This window comes from Kitasatospora xanthocidica (assembly GCF_014656195.1).
Taxonomy (GTDB): Bacteria; Actinomycetota; Actinomycetes; order Streptomycetales; family Streptomycetaceae; genus Kitasatospora; species Kitasatospora xanthocidica.
In genome coordinates, this window is sequence record NZ_BNBY01000015.1 from 35187 (window position 1) to 53071 (window position 17885).

The 17885-nt window shown below is 73.2% G+C and carries 13 protein-coding genes; 6 read left to right on the plus strand and 7 right to left on the minus strand.

Going from position 1 to position 17885, the window contains the following annotated elements; translation table 11 throughout:
* Nucleotides 1-17 precede the first annotated feature (17 nt).
* Entirely contained in the window at nucleotides 18-1247 is a 1230-nt protein-coding gene (bioB, locus tag IE332_RS24510; RefSeq protein WP_189920205.1) for a biotin synthase BioB, read from the minus strand.
* Between the two features lie 259 nt (nucleotides 1248-1506).
* Here bioB and IE332_RS24515 point away from each other — a divergent pair, with 259 nt between their 5' ends.
* Nucleotides 1507-2424, plus strand: a complete 918-nt coding sequence (locus IE332_RS24515) for a hypothetical protein (RefSeq protein ID WP_189920207.1) — start codon at nucleotides 1507-1509, stop codon at nucleotides 2422-2424.
* Nucleotides 2425-2508: 84 nt separating this feature from the next.
* On the opposite strand, the gene IE332_RS24520 is transcribed toward IE332_RS24515, so the two are convergent.
* The gene (locus IE332_RS24520; RefSeq protein ID WP_373313827.1) at nucleotides 2509-5001 is read right to left on the minus strand and encodes a DEAD/DEAH box helicase; all 2493 of its coding nucleotides are present in this window, start codon (nucleotides 4999-5001) and stop codon (nucleotides 2509-2511) included.
* A gap of 171 nt (nucleotides 5002-5172) precedes the next feature.
* Here IE332_RS24520 and IE332_RS24525 point away from each other — a divergent pair, with 171 nt between their 5' ends.
* Nucleotides 5173-6393, plus strand: coding sequence for an 8-amino-7-oxononanoate synthase (locus IE332_RS24525; protein ID WP_189920211.1), 1221 nt, complete (start codon nucleotides 5173-5175; stop codon nucleotides 6391-6393).
* Between the two features lie 116 nt (nucleotides 6394-6509).
* Nucleotides 6510-7037 carry an RICIN domain-containing protein gene (locus IE332_RS24530; RefSeq protein WP_189920213.1) on the plus strand — a complete coding sequence of 176 codons (528 nt, stop codon included), beginning with the start codon at nucleotides 6510-6512 and terminating at the stop codon, nucleotides 7035-7037.
* A 25-nt stretch (nucleotides 7038-7062) separates the two neighbouring features.
* Here IE332_RS24530 and IE332_RS24535 read toward each other — a convergent pair whose 3' ends face one another.
* Nucleotides 7063-7713: a GNAT family N-acetyltransferase gene (locus tag IE332_RS24535; RefSeq protein WP_189920216.1), complete on the minus strand. Its 651-nt coding sequence runs from the start codon at nucleotides 7711-7713 to the stop codon at nucleotides 7063-7065.
* A gap of 64 nt (nucleotides 7714-7777) precedes the next feature.
* Complete coding sequence (gene ligD / locus IE332_RS24540) at nucleotides 7778-8785, minus strand: non-homologous end-joining DNA ligase (protein ID WP_189920218.1); 1008 nt, start codon at nucleotides 8783-8785, stop codon at nucleotides 7778-7780.
* Between the two features lie 66 nt (nucleotides 8786-8851).
* Here ligD and IE332_RS24545 point away from each other — a divergent pair, with 66 nt between their 5' ends.
* On the plus strand, nucleotides 8852-9913 hold the full coding sequence (locus IE332_RS24545; RefSeq protein ID WP_189920220.1) for an ATP-dependent DNA ligase: 1062 nt from the start codon (nucleotides 8852-8854) through the stop codon (nucleotides 9911-9913).
* Nucleotides 9914-9992: 79 nt separating this feature from the next.
* Here the strand turns inward: IE332_RS24545 and IE332_RS24550 are convergent, their stop codons facing one another.
* Entirely contained in the window at nucleotides 9993-11372 is a 1380-nt protein-coding gene (locus IE332_RS24550; RefSeq protein WP_189920222.1) for a serine hydrolase domain-containing protein, read from the minus strand.
* 523 nt (nucleotides 11373-11895) lie between these two features.
* On the opposite strand from IE332_RS24550, the gene tdh reads away from it, so the two are divergent.
* Nucleotides 11896-12924, plus strand: coding sequence for an L-threonine 3-dehydrogenase (tdh, locus tag IE332_RS24555; RefSeq protein ID WP_189920224.1), 1029 nt, complete (start codon nucleotides 11896-11898; stop codon nucleotides 12922-12924).
* Between the two features lie 30 nt (nucleotides 12925-12954).
* Nucleotides 12955-14148, plus strand: coding sequence for a glycine C-acetyltransferase (locus tag IE332_RS24560; protein ID WP_189920226.1), 1194 nt, complete (start codon nucleotides 12955-12957; stop codon nucleotides 14146-14148).
* Nucleotides 14149-14449: 301 nt separating this feature from the next.
* Here IE332_RS24560 and IE332_RS24565 read toward each other — a convergent pair whose 3' ends face one another.
* Both IE332_RS24565 and IE332_RS24570 read right to left on the minus strand, forming a co-directional pair.
* On the minus strand, nucleotides 14450-16111 hold the full coding sequence (locus tag IE332_RS24565) for a TolB family protein (RefSeq protein ID WP_189920228.1): 1662 nt from the start codon (nucleotides 16109-16111) through the stop codon (nucleotides 14450-14452).
* Between the two features lie 171 nt (nucleotides 16112-16282).
* Complete coding sequence (locus IE332_RS24570) at nucleotides 16283-17668, minus strand: TolB-like translocation protein (RefSeq protein WP_189920230.1); 1386 nt, start codon at nucleotides 17666-17668, stop codon at nucleotides 16283-16285.
* Nucleotides 17669-17885: the final 217 nt, after the last annotated feature.

Sequence of the window (17885 nt, forward strand, 5' to 3'; positions counted from 1 at the left end):
CCAGAGCGGTGGGACGGTCAGGCGTTGGGCGCGAGTTCGGTGCCGGCGCCGCGGCGGCGGACCTTGACGAGGTCGCTGCGCAGCTCGTCGCCGTCCTCGGGGGTCTCCTCCGCCGGCTCGGCGGAAGCGGTCACTGCGGGCGCGTGGGAGTGCCCGCCGCACGGGCCGCAGCCGCCACCGCTGCCGCAGGCCGAGGCCGCGGTGCCGCAGCCGCCACCGGCCTGGGCGGCCTCGGCGACGTCGGCGCGGTGGCGGGGCAGGGTGGCCTCGCCGGCGCCCTCGACCTCGAAGCCGGCGTCCTTGATCATGTCGAGGTCGGCCTGGCCGGCCTGGCCCTCGCTGGTCAGGTAGTCGCCGAGGAAGATGGAGTTGGCGATGTGCAGGCCGAGCGGCTGCATGGTGCGCAGGTGCACCTCGCGCCCGCCGGCGATCCGGACCTCGGTGTCCGGGTTGACGAAGCGGACCATCGCGAGGATGCGCAGGCAGCGCTGCGGGGTGAGGTTCCACTCCTTGGCGAGCGGGGTGCCCTCGAAGGGGATGAGGAAGTTGACCGGCACGGAGTCCGAGCCGAGCTCGCGCAGCGCGAACACCACGTCGACGAGGTCCTCGTCGGTCTCGCCCATGCCGGCGATCAGGCCGGAGCAGGCGGACAGGCCCGCGCCGTGCGCCTTCTGCACGGTGTCCACGCGGTCCGCGTAGGTGTGGGTCTTGGTGATGGCCCCGTAGGTGTTCTCGGAGGTGTTGAGGTTGTGGTTGTAGGCGTCGGCGCCGGCCGCCTTGAGCCGCTCCGCCTGGTTGTCGGAGAGCAGGCCGAGGCAGACGCAGATCTCGACCTCGGGGTCGGCGTCCTTGATGGCGGCCATGGTGTCGGTGACCCGGTCGATGTCACGGTCCGTCGGGCCGCGGCCGCTGGCCACCAGGCAGACCCGCTTGGCGCCGCCGGCCACCCCGGCGCGGGCGGCGTCGGCGGCCTGGTCCGGCTTGAGCCAGGTGTACTTGAGGATCTCGGCCTTGGACCCGAGCCGCTGCGAACAGTACGAGCAGTCCTCCGGGCAGAGCCCGCTCTTGAGGTTCACCAGGTAGTTGAGCTTGACCCGGCGGCCGAACCAGCGGCGGCGCACCTTGCCGGCCGCGGCGACGACGTCGAGCAGCTCGTCGTCGGTGGTGGCGAGGACGGCCAGGGCCTCCTCGCGGGTCGGGACTTCGCCGCGCAGGCCCTTGGCGGTGAGGGTATCGAGCAGATCCATGGGGTGATCCTGCCTGCTGCCGATCGAGCGGCGCCAGAGCAAACCCGCCAGAAGATCGGTGTGAGGATGTGCCGATTGCCACAGTGTCGAAGCTCACGGCTCCGTCGCTGGTCACGGGCTTGACGCGGGGTCGGGGCGAAGATTACCGGCGGGTAGGGGTCGACCGGCGCCGACCGCACGGGACACGCCGCCCGGACGATGATCCACAACCCCCGACCCCGTGACCCAGGCCACGCCCGGGGTGCTTAGAATCTGCGCCATGACCACGCAGGGGGAGCGCACCCCGACTCCGGGAGACGGCCGGGAAGGCCAGGCAGGACAGCGGACCGGCGGGGGCGCCGACCCGAGGGGCGGCGACGCCGAGGGTACCGCCGACCGGACCGGCACCGGCGCCGCCGACCGGACCGGCGCCGGCGCGACGGCCGCCCGGCGACGCGGCCGGCGGCTGACCGGCCGTCGGGCCGCGGGCTGGATCGTCGTGGTCGGCGTCGTCGTGGCCGGCGGCTGGATCATCACCCGCCCGATGCCCGGCGACTACATACCCGGGCTCGGCCCGTCCACCAAGGACTCCGCCAAGACGCCGCCCGTGGTCGGATCCGCGCCGGCGCTCACCGACCCCGAGGCCCTCAACGTCGACAACATCTTCCCGGCCCAGCGGCCGGTCGAGGTCGGCGCCTACAAGGCCCGGCGCAACGGCGCCCGGCAGGGCGAGAACTGCGCCGAGGTGCTCCAGGACCGCGCCCAGGACCCGCTGAAGGACAGCGGCTGCCAGGCGTACCTGACCGTCAGCTTCACCGGCCAGGACCGCCCCGTGCTCAGCAGCGTCACCCTGCTGCGCTTCCCCGACCAGGCCGCCGCCACCAGGGCCGCCGACGCCCTGCGGGCCAAGCCCGGGTCGGTCGCCTTCATCCTCGAGAACGCCGTCACCGCCCCCGCTCCGCCCGCCGGCACCAAGCCGGGCGGTGAGCCGCGGGTCGAGGCCGTCGGGCACTACGTGACGGTCACCAGCTCGCGGGCCGGCGACGGCCGCCCGGCGTCCGCCACCCCGAGCGGTACGGGCTCGCCCGCCGCCCAGACCCCGACCCCCACCGGCACGGCGGCCGGCACCGAGCAGAACCTGGACGAGGCCACCCGCGCGATCTCCTACGCGGCGGGCCAGCCCTTCGTCTGGATGTAGAGCGGCCGGACGGAGAAGACCGGACGGAGAACGGCTGAGGGGGCCCGGCGAACGCCGGGCCCCCTCACGCCGTCCGACGGGCCGTCAGCCGCCGAGCCGGTCCACCGCGGTGACCCGCACGACCGCCCGGCCCTCCTCGTCCGAGCCGAACAGGTCCACCTCGGCGCTGATGCCCCAGTCGTGGTCGCCCTCCGGGTCGTCGAAGATCTGCCGGACCCGCCAGGCGGAGTCCTCCTCCTCGATGATCAGCATCTTCGGGCCGCGCGCGTTCGGACCGGTGCCGAGGTCGTCGTACTCGTCCCAGTACCCGTCCATGGCGTCCGCCCAGCGGTCCGCGTCCCAGCCGTACTCGCCGTCCAGCTCGCCGAGTGCGTCCCAGTGCTCCAGCGCGCACAGCTCGACCCGGCGGAACATCTCGTTGCGGACCAGCACCCGGAACGCGCGGGCGTTGGCCGTGACCGGCGCCGGCTTGTCGTCCAGCCGCACCTCGGCGATCTGCTCCTCGGTCGGGTTGGCCAGCTGCTCCCACTCGTCCAGCAGGCTGGAGTCGACCTGGCGGACCAGCTCGCCCAGCCAGGCGATGACGTCCTTGAGGTCGTCGGTCTTCACGTCCTCCGGGACGGTCTGCTCCAGCGCCTTGAACGCGCCCGCCAGGTAGCGCAGCACGATGCCCTCGGTGCGCGCCAGCTCGTAGAAGCCGACGTAGTCCGAGAAGGTCATCGCCCGCTCGTACAGGTCGCGGACCACCGACTTCGGCTGCAGCTGGTGGTCGCCGATCCACGGGTGCGCCCGGGCGTACACCTCGTAGGCGTGGGTGAGCAGCTCCTCCAGCGGCTTCGGGTAGGTGATCTCCTGGAGCCGCTCCATCCGCTCCTCGTACTCGATGCCGTCCCGCTTCATCTCGCCGATGGCCTCGCCGCGCGCCTTGTTCTGCTGGGCGGCGAGGATCTGGCGCGGGTCGTCGAGGGTCGCCTCGACGACGGAGATCACGTCCATCGCGAAGGAGGGCGAGGTCGGGTCGAGGAGCTCGAAGGCCGCCAGCGCGAAGGTGGACAGCGGCTGGTTGAGCGCGAAGTTCTCCTGCAGGTCCAGGGTGAGCCGTACGATCCGGCCCTCGGCGTCCGGCTCCGGCAGCCGCTCCACCACGCCGCCCTCCAGCAGCGAACGGTAGATGGCGATCGCGGTGCGGATGTGCCGGCGCTGCGCGGCCCGGTCCTCGTGGTTGTCGGTGAGCAGCTTGCGCATCGCCTCGAAGGCGTTGCCCGGGCGGCCGATGACCGACAGCAGCATCGCGTGGCTCACCTTGAACCGGGAGACCAGCGGCTCCGGGTCGGCGCCGATCAGCTTGTCGAAGGTCTCCTCGGTCCAGCCGACGAAGCCCTCCGGCGCCTTCTTGCGCACCACCTTGCGCTTCTTCTTCGGGTCGTCCCCGGCCTTGGCGATCGCCTTGTCGTTCTCGATCACGTGCTCCGGTGCCTGCGCCACCACCTGGCCGACGGTGTCGAAGCCGGCCCGGCCCGCCCGGCCCGCGATCTGGTGGAACTCGCGGGCGCGCAGGATGCGCACGCGCTGCCCGTCGTACTTCGACAGGGCGGTGAACAGCACCGTACGGATCGGCACGTTGACGCCCACGCCCAGCGTGTCCGTCCCGCAGATCACCTTCAACAGGCCCGCCTGGGCGAGGCGTTCGACCAGCCGGCGGTACTTCGGCAGCATGCCCGCGTGGTGCACGCCGATGCCGTGGCGCACGAAACGGGACAGGTTGCGGCCGAACTTGGTGGTGAAACGGAAGTTGCCGATCAGATCGGCGATGGCCTCCTTCTCCGCCTTCGAGCACATGTTGATGCTCATCAGCGACTGCGCCCGGTCGACCGCCTCCTTCTGGGTGAAGTGCACGACGTAGACCGGCGCCTGGCCGGTCTGCAGCAGCTCCTCCAGGGTGTCGTGCATCGTGGTGCGGCGGTACTCGTAGAACAGCGGCACCGGGCGGGTCGCGTTGCGGACCACCGTGGTCGGACGGCCCGTCCGGCGGGTCAGGTCCTCCTCGAAGCGGCGCACGTCGCCCAGCGTCGCCGACATCAGCAGGAACTGCGCCTGCGGCAGCTCCAGCAGCGGGACCTGCCAGGCCCAGCCGCGGTCCGGCTCGGCGTAGAAGTGGAACTCGTCCATGACCACCTGGCCGATGTCCGCCCGGGCGCCGTCGCGCAGCGCGATCTGCGCCAGCACCTCGGCGGTGCAGCAGATGATCGGCGCGGTCGGGTTCACGCTCGCGTCACCGGTCATCATGCCGACCTGCTCGGTGCCGAACATCTTCACCAGGTCGAAGAACTTCTCCGACACCAGCGCCTTGATCGGCGCCGTGTAGAACGTCCGCTGCCCCTCCGCCAGCGCCGCGAAGTGCGCGCCCGCCGCCACCAGGCTCTTGCCCGAGCCGGTCGGCGTCGCCAGGATCACGTTGTTCCCCGAGACCAGCTCGATCAGCGCCTCCTCCTGCGCCGGGTACAGCGTGATCCCGCGCTCCTCCGCCCAGGCTGCGAACGTCTCGTACAGCGCGTCGGGAGTGGCGGGCTTCGGCATCAGATCAAGGAGGGTCACCCGGCTATCTTGCCTGCTCGCCGCCACCCCCGGCAAAGCCCGGCGCCCAGGGGACGGGCCGGTCGACTTGTGGCGACCGGCCAGGCCCGCCCGCCGGTCATGTGCCGAGCCGCACATTGATCCCGCTTCGGGCGGCGTGCCAGAGTGCCGGGCATGAGCCAGCCCCTCGCGTACGAGCCGCGCCCCTCCGTCCTCGCCCCCGGGACCGTCTTCGACTGGCTCGACGAGGCCGCCGCCCTGCGCGCCGACGCCGGACTCACCCGGACCCTGCGCAGCCGGGCCGCCGACGACCCCGTCCTCGACCTCGCCGGCAACGACTACCTGGGGCTCACCCGGCACCCGGTCGTGACCCGGGCCGCCGCCGACGCGGCCCTGCGCTGGGGCGGCGGGGCCACCGGCTCGCGACTGGTCACCGGCACGACCGCGCTGCACACCGAACTGGAACAGGAACTCGCCGAGTTCCACGGCGCCGAAGCGGCCCTGGTGTTCTCCTCCGGGTACACCGCCAACCTGGCCGCGCTCACCGCGCTCACCGACCCCGACACCCTCATCGTGTCCGACGCCTACAACCACGCCTCGCTGATCGACGGCTGCCGGCTCTCCCGCGCCGACGTCCACCGCGCCCCGCACAGCGACCCGGCGGCCGTCGCCCAGGCCCTCGCCGCCCGGACCCAGCGCCGCGCCCTCGTCGTCACCGACTCGGTGTTCTCCGTCGACGGCGACGCCGCCCCGCTCGCCGCCCTCGCCGAGGCGGCCGGCGCCCACGGCGCCGCCCTGCTGGTCGACGACGCCCACGGACTCGGCGTCCTCGGCGCCGGCGGCACCGGCGCCCTCACCGCCGCCGGGCTCGCCGGCCGGCCCGACACCGTCGCCACCGTGACCCTCTCCAAGTCCCTCGGCTCCCAGGGCGGCGCCGTCCTCGGCCCGGCCCGGGTGATCCGCCACCTCACCGAGACCGCCCGCACCTTCATCTTCGACACCGGCCTCGCCCCCGCCGCCGCCGGCGCCGCCCTCGCCGCCCTGCGCCTGCTGCGCGCCGAACCCGCCCGCGCCGAACGCGCCCGCGAGGTCGCCCGCACCCTCGCCCGCCGGCTCACCGCCGCCGGCCTGCACACCTGCGAACCCGACGCCGCCGTCGTCTCCGTCCGCGCCCCCGGCCCCGAAGCCGCCCTCACCTGGGCCGCCGACTGCCGCCGCGCCGGCCTCGCCGTCGGCTGCTTCCGCCCCCCGTCCGTCCCCGACGGCATCTCCCGCCTCCGCCTGACCGCCCGCGCCGACCTGACCGACGGACAGATCGCCGACGCGGTACGGATCATCACCGACCTCGCCCCGGCGGGCGCCAAGCCGGTGGATCGTCCGGCGGCCAGGCACTAGGGTGCGGTTCGTTCGGGGGGAGACCGAAGGCCGTTGACGCGGATGCCGTGTCACGCCGTCGGCCGGGTCTGGCCTCGGACGGAGGCCTTCGGACCCGCTGATCGGAGAACGCCCTGATGAACCTGGTACGCCGCACGCTCGTCCCGGCCCTCGGCGCCGCGCTGCTGCTGGCCGTCGCCGCCCCGACCGCGAGCGCGGACTTCTACCCGCCGGGCTGGCCGCAGGGCCCGGTCCCCGAGATGGGGACGCTGGTCAACGCGAACAGCGGCAAGTGCCTGGAGGTCGCCGACTCCAGCACCGACAACGGCGCCGCCGTCCAGCAGTGGGACTGCGACGGCGGGGAGAACCAGCTCTGGGACTTCAACTCGGGGATCCCGGGGGCGATCGTCAACGTGCACAGCGGCAAGTGCCTGGACGCCACCGGCGGGGCGGGCGATCCCATCCAGCAATGGGACTGCGACGGCGGGGACAACCAGTACTGGACGTGGACCCGCGACCGGCCCTGGGAGTCCTACGCGCTCCATGACGGCCGGTACCACCTCGCGCTGGACGTCCGCGCCTGGAGCACCGAGAACGGGGCCGAAACGGAGCTGTTCTCCTGGAACGACGGGGACAACCAGTCCTGGCGGGTGGTCCGGCCCTGACCGACGACGCCCCCGGTGCGGGCCCCTACGGCCGGCCCGGTACCAGCAGGGCCTCCGCGCCGACCGGGCGGTAGCCGGCCGCCTGGAAGGCGCGGACGCTGGGGGCGTTGCCGGGGGCCTGCTGGGCCCAGACGGCCGTGCCCGCGGGGAGCAGGTGGCGGGCGGCGGTGGCCAGGGCGCGTCCGAGGCCGCGGCCCTGGGCGTGCGGGTCGACCTCGACGGCGCACTCCCAGCGGCCGGCCACGCCCCGGCCGAGGACCAGCACGCCGCCGTCGGCGGTGAACACCCGGACGTCCTCGCGGTAGCGCAGCGCCCGGACCACCCGGGGGTGCTCGCGGTGCCGTGCCTCCGCCAGTGCCAGCGGCGGCTCACCCGGCAGCCGGTCGGCGACCGACAGCAGGTCGATGTTGTTGACGGTTCGTCCGGTGCGCGCGGCGAAGGCGGTCAGGAAGGGCGGGCAGAGCGGCGCGGACAGCGGGTCCCCCGGATCGGCGGCGAGCGTGTCGCGCACCCAGGCCGGGTCCTCGTCGGTGAAGACGACCGCGTGCGCGGCGAAGGCCACCACCCCGGCCTCCCGGGCGGACGGCTGCGCCACCACGGTGACCGACCCGTCGGCCGGCGGGAACACCCCGTCCGCCGCGTCCGCCAGGATCTCCGCCAGCTCCCGCACGCCCATCACAGTCCCCTCCCGGTAGGTCTCCCCCCAGTTGATCACCGGCGGTCGCGGCGGGCCAGCCGTTTCACTTCTTCCGGGCCCGGCTGGGCTGCACCCTGGTGGGTTCGCCGGCGGCCTTGGGGTGGTCGGGCGGGTAGGGGAGTTCGCCGAGGCCCTCGTCGTGGAGCTGCTTGTCGTAGAGCTCCAGCAGGGCCTCCAGGCGGAAGGCCTGGCCGTCCATCCCGGCGTTGAGGTCGCCGAGTTCGGCGAAGCGGGCGGGGAGGGTGCGCAGGTCGAAGTCCTCGGGGGAGGCGTCGTCGAGTTCGTCCCAGCGCAGGGGGGCGGAGGCGGTGGCGCGGGGGCGGGCGCGCAGGGAGTAGGCGGAGGCGATGGTGCGGTCGCGGGCCATCTGGTTGTAGTCGACGAAGATCCGTTCGCCGCGCTCCTCCTTCCACCAGGCGGTGGTGACCTGGCCGGGCATCCGCTGTTCCAGCACCCGACCGAGGGCGATCACCGCGTGCCGGCCGTCGGTGAAGGTCCACTCGGGCACCAGCGGCACGTACACGTGCAGGCCGCGCCCGCCGGAGGACTTGGGCCAGCCGCGCAGCCCGTACTCCTCCAGCAGGGCGCGCAGTTCGTGGGCGGCGCGGACGGCGTCGTGGAAGTCGGTGCCGGGCTGCGGGTCGAGGTCGATCCGCAGCTCGTCGATGTGGTCGGTGTCGGAGCGGCGCACCGGCCAGGGGTGGAAGGTGAGGCAGCCCAGGTTGGCGGCCCAGAGCACGGCGGCCGGCTCGGTGGGGCAGATCTCGTCGGCGGAGCGGCCGCTGGGGAAGGCGATCCGGGCGGTGGGCAGCCAGTCGGGCAGGCCCTTGGGGGCGCGCTTCTGGTAGAAGAACTCGCCGTCCACGCCGTCGGGGAAGCGCTGCAGGGTGGTGGGGCGGTCGCGCAGGCCGCGCAGCACCCCGTCGGCGACGGCCAGGTAGTACTGGGCGACGTCCAGCTTGGTGAAGCCGCGCTCGGGGTAGTACACCTTGTCCGGGTTCGACAGCCGGACGGTGCGCCCGGCGACTTCCAGTTCCACGGCTGAGCCCATGTTTTTCACGCTAAGCGCCGGACGCCCGGCGCGCGCCCCGGGAGCATCGGGGCGAGGATCGGACGCATGGACCTGCCCGTGATGCCACCGGTGGCGCCGATGCTCGCCAAGTCGGTGGCCGAGATCCCGCCCGGGATGCAGTACGAGGCCAAGTGGGACGGCTTCCGCACCATCGTGTTCCGCGACGGGGACGAGGTGGAGCTGGGCAGCCGCACCGGCAAGCCGCTGACCAGGTACTTCCCCGAACTGGTGGAGGCGTTCCGGCGGGAGTTGCCGCCGCGCTGCGTGCTGGACGGCGAGGTGGTGATCGCCCGGGACGGGCGGCTGCGCTTCGAGGAGCTGCTGGAGCGGATCCACCCGGCGAAGAGCCGGGTGGCGCTGCTGGCCGAGCGGACCCCGGCGTCCTTCGTCGCCTTCGACCTGCTCGCCCTCGGTGACGACTCCCTGCTGGACGAGCCGCTGTCGGTGCGCCGTCCGGCCCTGGAGGCGGCGCTCGCCGGCGCCGCGGACCCGGTGTTCACCGCCCCGGCCGCCACCGACCGGGACCTCGCGCGGACCTGGTTCGCCGAGTTCGAGGGCGCCGGGCTGGACGGGGTGGTCGCCAAGCCGCTGGACCGGCCGTACCGGCCGGGGGAGCGGACCATGTTCAAGATCAAGCACGAGCGCACCGCCGACTGCGTGGTGGCCGGCTACCGCGAGCACAAGAGCGGCCCGGTGGTCGGCTCCCTCCTGCTGGGCATCAACGACGCCGACGGCAGGCTCCAGCACGTCGGCGTCTGCGCCGCCTTCTCGATGGCCCGCCGTCGCGAACTCGCCGAGGAACTGGCCCCGTTGCGGATGGACGACCTCGCCCGGCACCCCTGGGGAGGATGGGCGGACGAGGCCGCGCACGCCGAGGGCCGGCTGCCCGGCGCGGTGAGCCGCTGGACCGGCGGCAAGGACCTCTCCTGGATCGCGCTGCGCCCCGAGCGGGTGGTCGAGGTGGCGTACGACCACATGGAGGGCACCCGGTTCCGGCACACCGCGCAGTTCCGCCGCTGGCGGCCGGACCGCGCGCCGGAGAGCTGCACCTACGAGCAGCTGGAGGAGCCGGTCTCGTACGACCTCGGCAAGGTGCTGGGGATCTGACGGGCTGGCGGGGGCTGACGGCATGCGCGAGGCCCGACCCGGTGCGACCGGGTCGGGCCTGGCTGCCGCGTCCGTGCGATCACGTCTTCACGGTGCTGGGGTTGTTGCTCGCCGGGACCGACGACGCGCCGCTCCTGGAGGCGCCGGCCGAGGGGGAGCCGGACGCCGGGGCCGAGGGCGAGGCGGTGGTGCTCTCCGCCGGGAGCGCGTAGACGTTGTTCGGCGAGATGATCTTGGTGATCTCGTTGGCGAACAGCGTGGACGGCTCCTCGCCCTGGGAGATCACGTCGGTGTTGAGCAGCAGCACCATGGTGGCCTGGGCGTCCGGCATGTACACCGCCACGCTCTCGTAGCCCGGCATCGAGCCGTTGTGGCCGATCCAGCCGCTGTTGTTGAACACCCCGAAGCCGTAGGTGACGCCCGGGTCGGGGGTCGGCAGGAGCTTCATCCGCTCGGCCTGGGTGGCCGGGCTGATGATGGCGCCGGTGGCCATGGTCTTCGCCCAGCTCTCCAGGTCGGCGAGGGTGGTGACGACGGCCCCGGCGGTCCACGCCCAGGACGGGTTCCAGTTGGTGGCGTCCTCGACCGACCCGGTGGGCGTCTGGTTGGTGTAGCCGTGGGGGTGCGGGTCGGGGAGGGACGAGTCGGTGGCGAAGCTGGTCTTGCCCAGGGAGGCGGGGGTGAACACCTGGTCCTTGAGGACGTCGCCGGCCGACTGCCCGCCGACCTTCTCGATCAGCTTGCCCAGCAGGATGTAGTTGCTGTTGTTGTACTGGTACTTGGTGCCGGGCGGGAACACGGCGGGGTGCTTGTAGCCGTACGCGAGCAGCTGGTCCGGGGTGAACACGTGGTTCGGGTCGCCGATCAGCGTGTTCGCGAAGTCCTGGTCGGAGCTGTACGGGAACAGGCCGCTGCGCATCTCGCCGAGCTGGCGGACGGTGATCCCGTCGCCGCCGGGGACGCCGTCCACGTACGTGGAGATCGGGTCGTCCAGCTTGACCTTGCCCTGGTCCACCAGGCGCAGCACGGCGGTCGCGGTGTAGGTCTTGCTCTCGCTGCCGATGCGGGAGTACATCCCGGGGTCCATCGGCGCGTTGGTGGTCCTGTCGGCGACGCCGAAGGACTTCTGGTAGGTGCCGCTCGGGGTGATGATCCCGACCGAGATGCCGGGGACGCCGTTCTGGCTCAGCACCCGCTGGATCGCGGTATCCAGCTTGGCGGTGACGGCGGGGGTCAGGGACACCACCGCGTTCGAGTAGGCGCTGCCCGAGCCGCCGGGGCTCGCGGACGGGCTGAGCGCGGCCGGTACGGCGGTGACCGCAGGGTCGGCGGCCTGCCGGGCGGTCGAATCGCCGGAGCAGGCGGAGGTGGCCAGCAGGCCGGCCAGGGCGAGGGCGGCCGCTGCGGCCGGCCGGGCGGAGCGGGGTGCGGCCGGGCGGGGCCTTCGGGTGTCGGTCATGAAGTGGGACGCCTCTCTGCGGCGTAGCGGCGATGGGCCCGGGAGTGCTGCTCCACGGGGCCGCGGGGGAGCGTCGTCACCGTAAGCACCGGCCTCGAACGCCTGCGCGTCGGCCGCCGCCGGGCTGGCCCGAACGGATGCAAGCCCACCCGAGTGGCCGGTCCCGGCTGGCGACGCCCGTCGTCGGGGGCCCTCGTCTCGTCGGGGGCCCGTCCGCCGTCCACGGCCCGCATCCGCTGTCAAGTGCCCCCGTCCGGGCGCCGGTTGGTGTGACGGTGGCGGCCCCGCGCTCGGCCGAACGAGTGAGCACCGGCACGCCGCACCCGCCGCCGGGCGCTGCTCGGGCACGATCGTTTAGCCCAGCTGTGACCGCCCTTAAGAATTCCTCGATGGACCGCACCCGCCCTCACCAGGCAGATTTCTGCCTGCCCGGAGTGCGCCCGCCAGGAGCGGCCAGACCGGGCCGCCTCGGCCTGCCCGACCCTCGAAGGCCGTCCCACCCGCACGTCAGGAGCCGTCGCCCGTGAAGGCACTCGTCAAGCAGAAGGCCGAGCCCGGCCTCTGGATGATCGACGTCCCGAAGCCCGAGATCGGCCCGGGCGAGGTGCTGATCAAGGTGCTGCGCACCGGCATCTGCGGCACCGACCTGCACATCCGCAAGTGGGACGGCTGGGCGCAGCAGACCATCAAGACCCCGATGACGATCGGCCACGAGTTCGTCGGCGAGGTCGCCGAGCTCGGCGCCGGTGTCGCGGACATCGCGATCGGCGACCTGGTCAGCGGCGAGGGCCACCTGGTCTGCGGCAAGTGCCGCAACTGCCTGGCCGGCCGCCGCCACCTCTGCCGCAACACGATCGGCCTGGGCGTCAACCGCGACGGAGCCTTCGCCGAGTACGTGGCCCTGCCCGCCTCCAACGTCTGGGTGCACCGGGTGCCGGTCGACCTGGACGTGGCCGCGATCTTCGACCCCTTCGGCAACGCCGTGCACACCGCGCTGTCCTTCCCGCTGGTCGGCGAGGACGTGCTGGTCACCGGCGCCGGCCCGATCGGCATCATGGCCGCCGCCGTCGCCAAGCACGCCGGCGCCCGCAACGTGATGATCACCGACGTCTCCCCGTACCGCCTGGAGCTGGCCCGCGAGGTCGGTGTGACGCTGGCGCTCAACGTGGCCGAGCACACCATCGAGGAGGGCCAGCAGAAGCTCGGCCTGCGCGAGGGCTTCGACGTCGGCCTGGAGATGTCCGGCCGCCCCGAGGCGATGCAGTCGATGATCGCCAACATGACGCACGGCGGCAAGATCGCCATGCTCGGCCTGCCGGCCGACGACTTCGCCGTCGACTGGGCGCGGATCGTCACCTCGATGATCACCATCAAGGGCATCTACGGCCGCGAGATGTTCGAGACCTGGTACGCGATGTCCGTGCTGCTGGAGGGCGGCCTGGACCTCAGCCCGGTGATCACCGGCCGGTACGCCGCCGACGACTTCGAGGCCGCCTTCGACGCCGCCGCCGCGGGCAACTGCGGCAAGATCATCCTCGACTGGACCGCCTGAGCCACCCCGCCGACGCAAAAGGAGCCTGTTGTGTTCGACAACGTGCGCGCCGACATCGCCACCACCCTCGACGAGATCCGTGAGGCCGGCCTGTTCAAGCCCGAGCGGGTGATCGGGACCCCGCAGAGCGCCGCGGTCACCGTCACCGGCGGCGGCAAGCCCGGCGAGGTGCTGAACTTCTGCGCCAACAACTACCTCGGCCTGGCCGACCACCCCGAGGTGCTCGCCGCGGCCAAGGACGCCCTGGACCGCTGGGGCTACGGGATGGCCTCGGTCCGCTTCATCTGCGGCACCCAGGACGTCCACAAGGAGCTCGAGGAGCGCCTGTCGGCCTTCCTCGGCCAGGAGGACACGATCCTCTACTCCTCCTGCTTCGACGCCAACGGCGGCGTCTTCGAGACCGTGCTCGGCGCCGAGGACGCCGTCATCTCCGACGCGCTCAACCACGCGAGCATCATCGACGGCATCCGGCTCAGCAAGGCCCGCCGCCACCGCTACGCCAACCGCGACATGGCCGACCTGGAGAAGCAGCTCCAGGAGACCCAGGACGCCCGCCGCCGCCTGATCGTCACCGACGGTGTCTTCTCGATGGACGGCTACGTCGCCCCGCTGCGGGAGATCTGCGACCTGGCCGACCGCTACGACGCCATGGTCATGGTCGACGACTCGCACGCCGTCGGCTTCGTCGGCGCCGGCGGCCGCGGCACCCCCGAGCTGCACGGCGTGATGGACCGCGTGGACATCATCACCGGCACCCTCGGCAAGGCCCTCGGCGGCGCCTCGGGCGGCTACGTCGCCGCCCGCCGGGAGATCGTCGCCCTGCTGCGCCAGCGCTCCCGCCCGTACCTGTTCTCCAACTCGCTGGCCCCGGTGATCGCGGCCGCCTCGCTCAAGGTGCTCGACCTGGTCGAGCAGTCCAACGAGCTGCGCGAGCGGCTGGCGGCCAACACCGCGCTGTTCCGTACGAAGATGACCGAGGCCGGCTTCGAGATCCTGCCCGGGGACCACCCGATCGCCCCGGTGATGATCGGCGACGCGGCCGAGGCCGGCAAGCTCGCCGAACTGCTGCTGGAGCGCGGCGTGTACGTGATCGGGTTCTCCTACCCGGTGGTCCCGCACGGCCAGGCCCGGATCCGGGTCCAGCTGTCCGCGGCGCACTCCACCGAGGACGTCGAGCGCGCCGTCGCGGCCTTCGTGGACGCGCGCGCCGCGCTGGGGGAGTAACTCCCGCGGCCAGTGCGTCCCTCGGGCAGTGTGTCCATCGGGCACTGCGCCCGTCGGGCAGTGTGCCCATCGGGCCCGGCAGGGGCCCGCACGAACCGCCCGCGGGCCGGACCGCTCGGAACCGGTCCGGCCCGCGGGCTCATGAACCGCCGTGCGGCGGAGGCGCGTCGATGCCCCCCGCCGCACGGCCCCCAACCACCTGCCCCACCCTCCCGCCTCGGGGGCGGGAAGCCGGCCCCGCCGACGTCCCGCCCCCGTCGTGGTGTTCCGGGGTGCGCGGGTGCTGCTCGGGTTTCAGGCCTCAGCGGTCCTCGTCCTGGCCCTGGTCGTCGCCGTCGCCGTTCTCGTCGCCGTGGTGCCCGTCGGTCCTGGCGAAGACCTGGTAGCCCTCGCCCGCCGGGCCGGTGGTGCCGGCGACCAGGTTGCCGCTGGTCGAGCCGAAGACCACGGCGCGGCCGCGGGCGTCCACGGACGGGTCGATCGAGGAGCCGTTGCCGGACGAGCCGTCCGGCGCGGTGGCGACCCGCTCGGTGCGGCCGGTGCGCAGGTCCTGGCGGTAGACGTCCCAGCCCGGGTGCTGCGGGCCGGCCACCAGGTTGTCGGCGGCGGAGGAGAAGTAGATCCAGCGGTTGTCGGCGGTGATGCTGCCGTGGTCGGAGGTGCCGACCGAGGCGGTGCCGGGCAGGCCGCCGCTGACCTTGGTCACGGTGCCCTTCCTGAGGTCCCGGACGTACAGCACCAGGTGGTACCGGTGGCCGTTGGTGGAGCCGCCGGGCTCGGGCAGGGCGTAGACCGCGCGCCGCCCGTCCGGGCTGATCGTGGCGTCGAAGCCGGCGGCGCCGAGCTTTCCGTCGAGGTCGAGGCTGGCGGCGGAGATGCGGCCGGACGCCACGTCGTAGGTGTAGTAGGTGCCGGTGGTGGGCCGGGACAGGTTCGCCTTGGCGGCGCCCTCCCGGAGGCTGCGGGGCAGGGCCCGGTCGGCGCCCGGGGCCTGCTCGACGTCGGTGGCGGCCGGGATCGCGGCGGCTGGGTTCGTCGCGGCCGGGTTCGTGGCGGCCGGGTTCGTCGCGGCCCGGGCGGAGGCGGCGGCCTCGGCGGCCGGGGCGGTGAGGGCCGGGGTCTGTTCGGCCGGCACCAGGTTGTCCGCGAAGGACGTGAAGCCGATGGTGCGGCCGTCCGCGCTGATCGTCGGGTTGAGTGACATGCTGTCGCCGGGCTTGCCGTCCACGCCGAGGGAGACCAGGCGGGTCTTCCCGGTCCAGCGGTCGGTCAGGTAGACGTTGTAGTCCCAGGTGTAGGGCCGGGCGAGCGAGGGGCCGTCGCCCTGGGGGCCGGGGGCGAGGCCGGGGACGAGGTCCGTCCGGGCGGACACGAAGGCCACGTAGCGGCCGTTCGCGCTGATCGAGGGCGCGTACGAGGCGTGGAACTTGTCGCTGTCGGTGGCGGCGGGCGCGCCGCTGACGAGTTCGGTGCGGCCGGTCCTGCGGTCGCGGAGGTACACCTCGGTGCGGCCCGGGACGGGCAGGCCGGGGACCACGTTCTCGGCATCGCTCTCGAAGGCGACGTAGCGGCCGTCGGCGTTGATCGCGACGTAGTCGGTGAAGCCGTTCAGCGCGGAGCCGTCGTCGGCCAGGTTGACCCGCTCGGTGCGGCCGGTGCGCAGGTCCCGGACGTAGGCGTCGCGGGCGCTTCCCGCGGGCTGGGACACCAGGTTGGTGGCCCAGGAGGTGAACAGCGCGTAGTGGCCGTCGGCGCTGACGCCCTTGCTCCAGGACTGGTTGTCGGGCAGCGCGCCGTTCAGCCCGGTGCTGACCCGGACGGTGTCGCGCGGCAGCGGCGCGGCCTGGACGGGTGCGGCGGTCACGGCCAGCACGGCGGCGGCTGCGAGCACGCTGCCGCCGGCGGCCGGCCACCGGTCGCGGATGGTGCGGGTGGTGCGGGTGGTGCGGGTGGTGCGAGACATGGGCGTTGCCCTCCCCTGTGATCGCCCCTGCCGCCGGGCTCCCTCCCGGCGACGGGCTCCAGCAGAGCCAATCGCCGGGAGGTCGCGCCGGTCAACGGCGGCGGGTGATCTCGGGTGGAAAAGTACGTCAACGGACGTATTCCGTGCGGTTCTCCGTACGGAACCGGCGGCTCAGAGGCGGCGCCGGAACACGTCCGTGAAGGTGTTGGTGTCGCCCGGCACCAGGTTGCCGTCCTCGGCGTCGAAGACCACCGTGGCGCCGGTGGCGTCGATGGACGGCCGGTACGAGCCGGCGCTGCTCTGCGCGCCGTCCTCGGTGACGCTGACCCGCTCGATCAGCCCGGTCCACAGGTCGCGACGGAAGACGTCGGTCGTGTCGTTGGTGTCGCCGGGCACCAGGGTCTCGGCGTCGGAGGCGAAGTAGACCCAGCGGTCGTCGAAGGTCATGGTGCCGTCGAACGAGGACCGCTTGGTGGCGGTGCCCGGCAGGTCGGTGTTGACCTTGGTGATCCTGCCGGTGGCGAGCTCGTGGACGTACAGGTCCATGCGGATGTTGCGGGGTGGCGTCCCGCCGCCGTGCACCGGGAGGCTGTAGACGGCGTAGCGGCCGTCGGGGCTGATCCGGCCGTCGGAGCCGGTGCCGCGCAGGTCCCCGGCGGCCGGGTCCAGGCTGGCGCCGGTGATCTTGCCGGTGCCGGCCTTCCAGACGTAGTAGGGGTAGAAGCGCGGCCCGGTCAGCTCTGCGTCGGTGGCGGCGGTTGTGGTGGCGGGGTCGCTGGCCGGGTCGGACGGGAGCAGGTTGCCGGCCCGGGAGGTGAAGCCGACGGTGGTGCCGTCCGCACTGATCGTCGGACTGAAGGAGTTGTTGTCGGCGCCCGAGCCGTCCGCGCCGACGGTGACCAGCCGGGTGGTGCGGGTCCAGCGGTCGGTGACGTAGACGTTGAGCTTGCCGCGCTTCACGCCGGGGGCGAGGTCGGTGCGGTTGGAGGAGTAGGCGACGTACCGGCCGTCCCAGCTGAGGGTGGGGTTGTAGGCGTCGCGGATGGTCTGGTCGTCGCCCGCGCCGGAGCTGCCGTCGCCGGCGGAGACCAGTTCGGTGCGGCCGGTCCAGCGGTCGCGGACGAAGATGTCGGTGTTGTGCTCGGGCTGGCCGGGCACCGCGTTGGTGGCCGGGGTGCTGAACGCCACGTACCGGCCGTTGCCGCTGATCGAGGCGTCGGTGGTGGCGGCGTTCAGGGGGGAGCCGTCGTCGGCCACGCTGACCCGCTCGATGTGCCCGTTCCTCAGGTCCCGGACGTAGACCTCGTCCGTGTTGTGTGCGCCGGGCAGCAGGTTGGACGCCTCCGAGAGGAACAGTGCCGAGCGGCCGTCCGCGCTCAGCCCGAGTGTGGACGAGTACCCGTCGAGCTGCTCGTCCTTGAAGCCCTCGCTGACCCGGGCGGTGTCGCCCTTGGGCGGCCGGGCCTCGGCGGCGGGCACGGTGGCACCGGCCGCGGTGACGAGGGCGAGGACGCAGGCGGTCCTGGCCAGTCTGCGGCGGGTGTGTGCGGTGGTCATCGATCGTCCTCCCCGGATGCGGCGCCGGGCCCGCTCGACCCCCGCGGCCCGGTCGGTCACGAGCCAACCGCCGGGACGGCCCGGCGGTCAACGGAGGGCGGTGATCCCGGCCGGAAATACGTCACCGGTGGTACCGCCGTCCGCCGGCGATCACCTCCGCCCGACATCCCGGCCTCCCGGGAGTGGGCCTGGGCGTCCCGGCCCGTCCGGTCCGCTC